At 46.1% G+C, this 6,027-nt stretch carries 4 protein-coding genes; 1 reads left to right on the top strand and 3 read right to left on the bottom strand.

Translation table 11 applies throughout. The features are described from left to right. Positions 1-479: 479 nt before the first annotated feature. Entirely contained in the window at positions 480-1,358 is an 879-nt protein-coding gene (locus Q8O92_13550; GenBank protein MDP2984339.1) for a sugar phosphate isomerase/epimerase, read from the top strand. Between the two features lie 210 nt (positions 1,359-1,568). Here the strand turns inward: Q8O92_13550 and Q8O92_13545 are convergent, their stop codons facing one another. The 3 genes from Q8O92_13545 to Q8O92_13535 all read right to left on the bottom strand — a co-directional run bounded on the left by Q8O92_13545 (position 1,569) and on the right by Q8O92_13535 (position 5,818). Beyond that, complete coding sequence (locus Q8O92_13545; GenBank protein ID MDP2984338.1) at positions 1,569-1,817, bottom strand: type II toxin-antitoxin system Phd/YefM family antitoxin; 249 nt, start codon at positions 1,815-1,817, stop codon at positions 1,569-1,571. 109 nt (positions 1,818-1,926) lie between these two features. Then, the gene (locus Q8O92_13540) at positions 1,927-3,669 is read right to left on the bottom strand and encodes a T9SS type A sorting domain-containing protein (protein MDP2984337.1); all 1,743 of its coding nucleotides are present in this window, start codon (positions 3,667-3,669) and stop codon (positions 1,927-1,929) included. 121 nt (positions 3,670-3,790) lie between these two features. Continuing rightward, complete coding sequence (locus tag Q8O92_13535; protein ID MDP2984336.1) at positions 3,791-5,818, bottom strand: FlgD immunoglobulin-like domain containing protein; 2,028 nt, start codon at positions 5,816-5,818, stop codon at positions 3,791-3,793. Between the last annotated feature and the right edge of the window lie 209 nt (positions 5,819-6,027).

The following is a 6,027-nucleotide window of genomic DNA, read 5'->3' as shown; positions in this document are numbered from 1 at the left end:
TAAGCGAAAGTTGGGTATCTTCTCTCATGGCAGGCTCAACTCATTTGTATTGTGTTTGTTCGTCGTTATTTGTCTAACTACAATATAATACAATATATTAGTTGATGCACTGCCTTTTTTTATGAATAATCCGGGTTAGATTATTTACGTAACAAAACTTTTTTTTATCCCTAACGATGAAAGTCCCCCTTCGGGGGATTTAGGGGCTGCCTCTCAAAGAGTTATCTCATTTTGCACTGCAAAATTTACCAACTAATTTGGAGAAGAACCAAAATCTTGTACTTTTTCGTTAAAGTGAACCGTATTGGGGTTAAAGGATTACCATGATGCATTCGATTAATAAAAATCAAGCTAATCATGAAATCAAGTAAATCATGGTTCAGACAATTTCTCTTTGGATTGTTTTCATTCTTTCCATCATCTTTTATAGCATCATTCGAATCAGTGGTTCAGACATTTTTTTTAAATCGGAGGAAACCATGAAAAAAGATGAAATCACGCGCCGTGATTTTACCGGAAAACTGGCAGCCGGAGCGCTTTTTGGGATCGGAGGTTTAATGGCGTCGCACAGCACGGAGAGTGAAGCTCAGAAGGGAAAACAGACACCGGTCGGCCTTCAGCTCTACACGGTACGGGACCTGGCCGGGAAAGATTTCGCCGGGACGTTGAAGAAAGTGGCCGAGATCGGCTATGATTCGGTGGAGTTCGCGGGATTTGGCGGCCTTTCGGCCAAAGAAGTGAAAAAGCTTCTCGATGATCTCGGCCTCAACTGCGCCGGGTCGCACGAAGGATATGACGGGCTGTCAAAGAACCTTTCCGCGATCATCGATTTCAACCTGGCCATCGGAAATGAATACATCGTCTGCCCGTCCATGCCCCAGGAATGGCGGGGCAAGGGAGCTGATGGGTTCAAGGCGTTCGGTGAAAAACTCTCTGTAATCGGAGCGGCGGCAAAAAAATCCGGAATGCAGCTCTGCTACCACAACCATAATTTCGAATTCGAAAAAGCTGATGGGAAATACCTGATCGACTATCTGCTCGAATCCTCCGACCCGAAATTGGTGCAGGCGGAAGTGGACGTCTACTGGGTGCAGTACGCCAACGCCGACCCTGCGGCATTCATCAACAAATACTCGACCCGCTGCCCTATGATCCACATGAAGGATATGGCGAACGATGAAAAGCGGAGCTTTGCCCCGGTGGGCGCCGGTATCATGGACATGAAAAGCATCGTCCAGGCAGCCCGTAAGGCAAAGGTCACCCGCTACATTGTCGAGCAGGATACCGCGAAAGGCCCGGTGCTGGAAGCGATTGAAATAAGTTTGAAAAATATGAGGGAGCTGCTGAAGCAAGGATGAAGGATGAAAGATGATGACTCGGCAAAAAGTAAGTTTTATATTATTTTCTGGCGTTTATTTACCTCACCCCCTGTCCCCCTCTCCCAGTCAGGAGAGGGGGTAACTCATTATGCGCCTTGTTCTTGCCCTCTCCTAATTAGGAGAGGGTGGCCGAAGGCCAGGTGAGGTTTTTAGAGCGTTAGCAGCATCAAGATACTTTTTGCCGGATCATCATTCTTTTACAAGTTCTTCTAATCGTGTACCTTTTCCCGCACGCATATTTTTTCGTGCTGAGGCGATACGTTCTAAAAATATAGGATTATTTTCAAGTTGGAACTCAAACCAATCATCTTCAGATTTGAATCCCACCAGTATGCCCGCGGGTTTCCCGTGACGCAAGATGACAACTTGTTCCTTTTCTGCCACTCGCAGATATTCGGACAAATGATCTTTAATCTCTGAAAGGGAAACTTTCTTCATTTTCTTTTTCCATATTCTTTCAGCCAGGATGCCGCATCCATCTTTGGAATAACTGATAAAAAGCCCCATGCAATGCACAGGGCTTTGTTCATGAAGGATGTTTTGCTTTTTACTTAAGCAGGGTCATCTTCATTGTTCTGGAAAAATCACCCGATTTCACTGTATAGAAGTAAACACCGGCTGAGAATCCGGTAGCATTCCACACTGTGGAATGGGGCCCTGCAGAAATGGATGAATTGACCAGGGTAGCCACTCTCTGTCCGGAAGAATTAAACACCTCGACCGTTGTTTTGGCTGCTTTGGTGAGGGTGAAATTGATTGTGGTGCTCGGGTTAAACGGATTCGGGGTGTTCTGCGCTACTACGAAGGCAGACGGCGCGCTCTCCTCGACCCCCACTTCGGTGCCGATGGTCCCTTTCATGGAATCATGCGCCAAATACCAGATGCCGAAAGCATTTGTTTTATCTCCGGTATAATTAACACCGGCGCTTCCGGCGTTATCACAGTAGATGCCGTCGAAAGCGGAACCGCTGTCCACGAAGATATCGCCATATTTCCATCCGGCCGTCTCACCGGCGTATGACAGGTAACTTACGCCGGTGCCGTCGGGCGCCATGAGCGCAATGGAAACCGCTCCCATGTCATACGATGGAGTGATGCTGAACAGGTTCGCATCGGCGGAAATGGTATAGTTATACGGCCCCGTGTTAAAATCGAAACAGACCCACGGCCTTGGGGAATCCGGTTTATCGTTATGGTCATTGATATAGTCGCCGTTCTGGTTGACCCATACAAAAAGGTCCGCTTTGTTTTCCGCCGAGGGATTTACCATGGCCTTGATACAGGAGCCGTAGTGGTTAAAATACAGATAACCATTCCTCTCCGGCATGTATGTAGGACCGCCCGCGCTCTGGGCGCCGGCCTTGTAATCATCTGCATGGTACATCCACTCCGTGAGATCGAACGTGTTCTGGAGTGCGCCGTCAAAATCGATCTTAAAGAGCTTGTTATTGATTCCGTCGGCGTACTGTCCGTAATAGCCGGCATACAGAAAAGTCCCGTCAGTGGAAACGCCGGAGCCGTTATAAACCGGCTGACTGAAGAAGAATCCTCCATTGTCACCGAAGGTTGTCTGCATGACTGCATTGCCTCCGGGAACCCACTGGTACTTATAAACCCCCTCGGATCTGGTAGTCGAATTGTGGGCTTCAGCATAGAAATAGTTGAGATCGCCCGGGTGGAAACAGGTTCTGAATATCTGGGTCCAGCCTGTAGGCAAGGTGAGTCTGGTGGTCTCGAACAGAGAGGAGTCCGCCGGATTGCTTCCTATGGTCCAGCGAGAGGTGGGCCGATAGATGACAGGATTTGTCAGAGCTTTTCCGCCCGCACCCATAGTTACTACATCCGTATTATAGTACGGATACCAGCCGTGTGCCACACGGGTCTTGGCGTTCTTGTTATCGTATCCCCAGAGATAATAGGTGTATTCACCTGCGCCCAGAAGACTTCCGCCTTTATCCTTTCCATTCCAGGTAATTGTGTTACTGCCGACCGCTAGGGAGTTTACTCCTGAAAAATACAGGCAGGTGTCGATCTTGTTCACATAATGCCATCCCAGGAAACCGTTGCGGGTTTTACTGATTTTGGCGGCCTTGTCTTTGGTAAACACAAGGAATATTGCTCCGGCAGGGGTTCCCGTGACTGTCACCGGAATCGTCAGAGACTTTCCGTCAAAATTGTACTTGATTTTTGACGGCGCATTGAGTTTGAGCAATGTAGGCTGAAAATTCGCCGCCAAAATACTGGAAGCGGTGAACAACAAGCCCAATGCAAAGATAAACATTCTCTTCATTGTTCCCTCTTTTCCCTTCTTAAAGATTGTTTAAGAGATTGTTCATGAAAAAACATTGAGAATTGTTCGTTGCTTAATGAATCACCTCCCTCCAAAAATGTCGTGGGGTTTATTTTACAGGTCATTTCAAGAAAAGCATCTTCTTCGTTGCAACACTTCCCCCCATTTCTGCTCTCGTGAAGTATACACCCGCCGAGATAACCTGCCCACTGCTGTCTCTGCCGTCCCAAATGAAACTGTGCTTTCCGGCAAACATATTCGAATTTGCCAGCTCGCGCACTTTCTGGCCGTTGACATTGTAAATAGAAATAATGACATGCCCATCCCTCGGAAGACCGAGTGCAATGGTGGTAGAGGGATTGAACGGGTTGGGATAGACAGAAGCTATTTTGAAAAGTCCGGGAGCAAATTCTTCTGTCACACCCAGTGAACCCAGTGAACCATCGCCGACTGTCAGGTACCATCCTTCCTGAGTGTTATATGCCTGGCTGTGCGGCAGGTTGCCTTCGGCATCCATAGCATAGCCATTAATGATCCATTCCACCGGTATTGCATTATCAAGTACTTTGAACCTGATTACGAAATGTTTCCTGTGACTTCCATCGGTAAAGTACTGGAAGATATTTGTATCAACATAGAGGTCCTGAGTTGAATCGGCTACCGCTGTCCAATCGGAGGAACCTTCGGTTTTTCTCACATATACACTGTCGCCATCTGTCTCAATAAAATAATTACCAGCCGGCCTGAATTCTCCGGTTGTATTCACCGGTATCAAGCTATATGCGTTTGGATCCCTGAGCTGAATGCCGATTCTTGCTATATTGTCCGCACCTTGGGGGTCGCAGGCCATTGCGTGGAGGTCATACCATGTGTTTTTTATAATTTTATCTATTCTTGTAGATGTACCCGCCTGTGTCACATACACTTCACCCAAAAGAGGTCTTGGATCGGTTTTTAAGGGGGGATATGTTGTATATGTTGCCTCCCACAATTTTCCATTGTGATATAAATTGTATGTAACAAGTTTTCTCACCCCATTGTACAAGTAATTACTTACAACCACCTCGGTCCTGCCGCTGTTATTGATGTTGCTGCCGAAATAGATGTTATGAAGCTCAGCTCCCTCAACGTATGCTCCATTATGCTCGGGAGTGCCGAAAATGATCATATTGGAGTATCCGAAACCGCCATTAGCCCAGTCTGAATTCCCGCATGTTGAATCGAAATAATTGCCGCTTATCTCAAGGCTGCCGGATTTGTAAGCTAAAGGCCTTGTCCTTACAAAAATATTATCGCGTACAACACCCCTTAAGGTTTTCAGACCCTGGACATGGGATTCGAAACACGGCTGGTGCTCAACATCTTCGTCATCATGGGTATAGTTCTTATAAATTATGAAACTGGTTTGAGGACTGTTTGTGGCAACATCATGCCTGTTTGCCGTGAACTCGTTGTTACGGATGGTTGCCTGTGAGCCGCCGGTCAACATCGTGGGGCCGGTGATGCTTACACCATAACCCAGACCGCCTATATTGTTATGGTGTATGTAGTTCCCTTTGATAAGATTATTAAATGAACTTATCAGATAGACCGCTCTTTCAGAGTACGCCAATTCGCAGCCTTTAATGGTTACCTTGTTATAACCGTTGACATATATATCATGATTGCTTCCTGTGCTTGAGGTTGTTCTGCCCCTAATCTTCAGGTTTTCAAAAATCACTCCATCTGAATTTGTTACACTGAACAATCGTATCGCATCAGTGTTGGCATAACAATCGGACGGAGTCCCATTCCAATTGGGAGGGACATTGGAAGTGATATAAGGACCATACTCGACTACACACAGATTATGGAGTTCTGCCGCGCCTTTAATTGTAACAGCTTTATTTACAGTAACTGTACCCGTGAAATTATATGTTCCACCCGGGAGATAGATTATGTCTCCCGCGCTTGCTGAGTTTATCGCAGTTTGGACCGCAGTGCTTGTGAAATCATTGACAGTGATTGTTGCAGCATGTGCTTCGTGGGTTACGGCGGAACAAAATGAAATAGCTGATATCATTAAAAAATAAACTGCTGTTTTACAACAAATATTTCTCAATCTCAAGTTGTCCCCCCCCTTTTTGATATAGTTGATACTCTCCTCCATTCTATAAAGCCGTTAACCCGGATTATTTATAAAAAAGGATTTTCTTTCTGTAAACCTCAAAACTACAACCCCCTAGATCCCCCAAAGGGGGACTTAAATGACTAAATAACAAAACGTAACAGATATTTTACTAACTATGTTGCACTTACGTGTTATTATATTTACCTCGTTAAGTCCCCCTCTGGGGGATTTAGGGAGCTGCCTTCTCA

Origin of the sequence: Candidatus Latescibacter sp. (genome assembly GCA_030692375.1) — a bacterium.
GTDB lineage: Bacteria > Latescibacterota > Latescibacteria > Latescibacterales > Latescibacteraceae > JAUYCD01.
The sequence above is the reverse complement of the archived record's forward strand: the minus strand, read 5'-3'. Positions and strand labels throughout refer to the sequence as shown.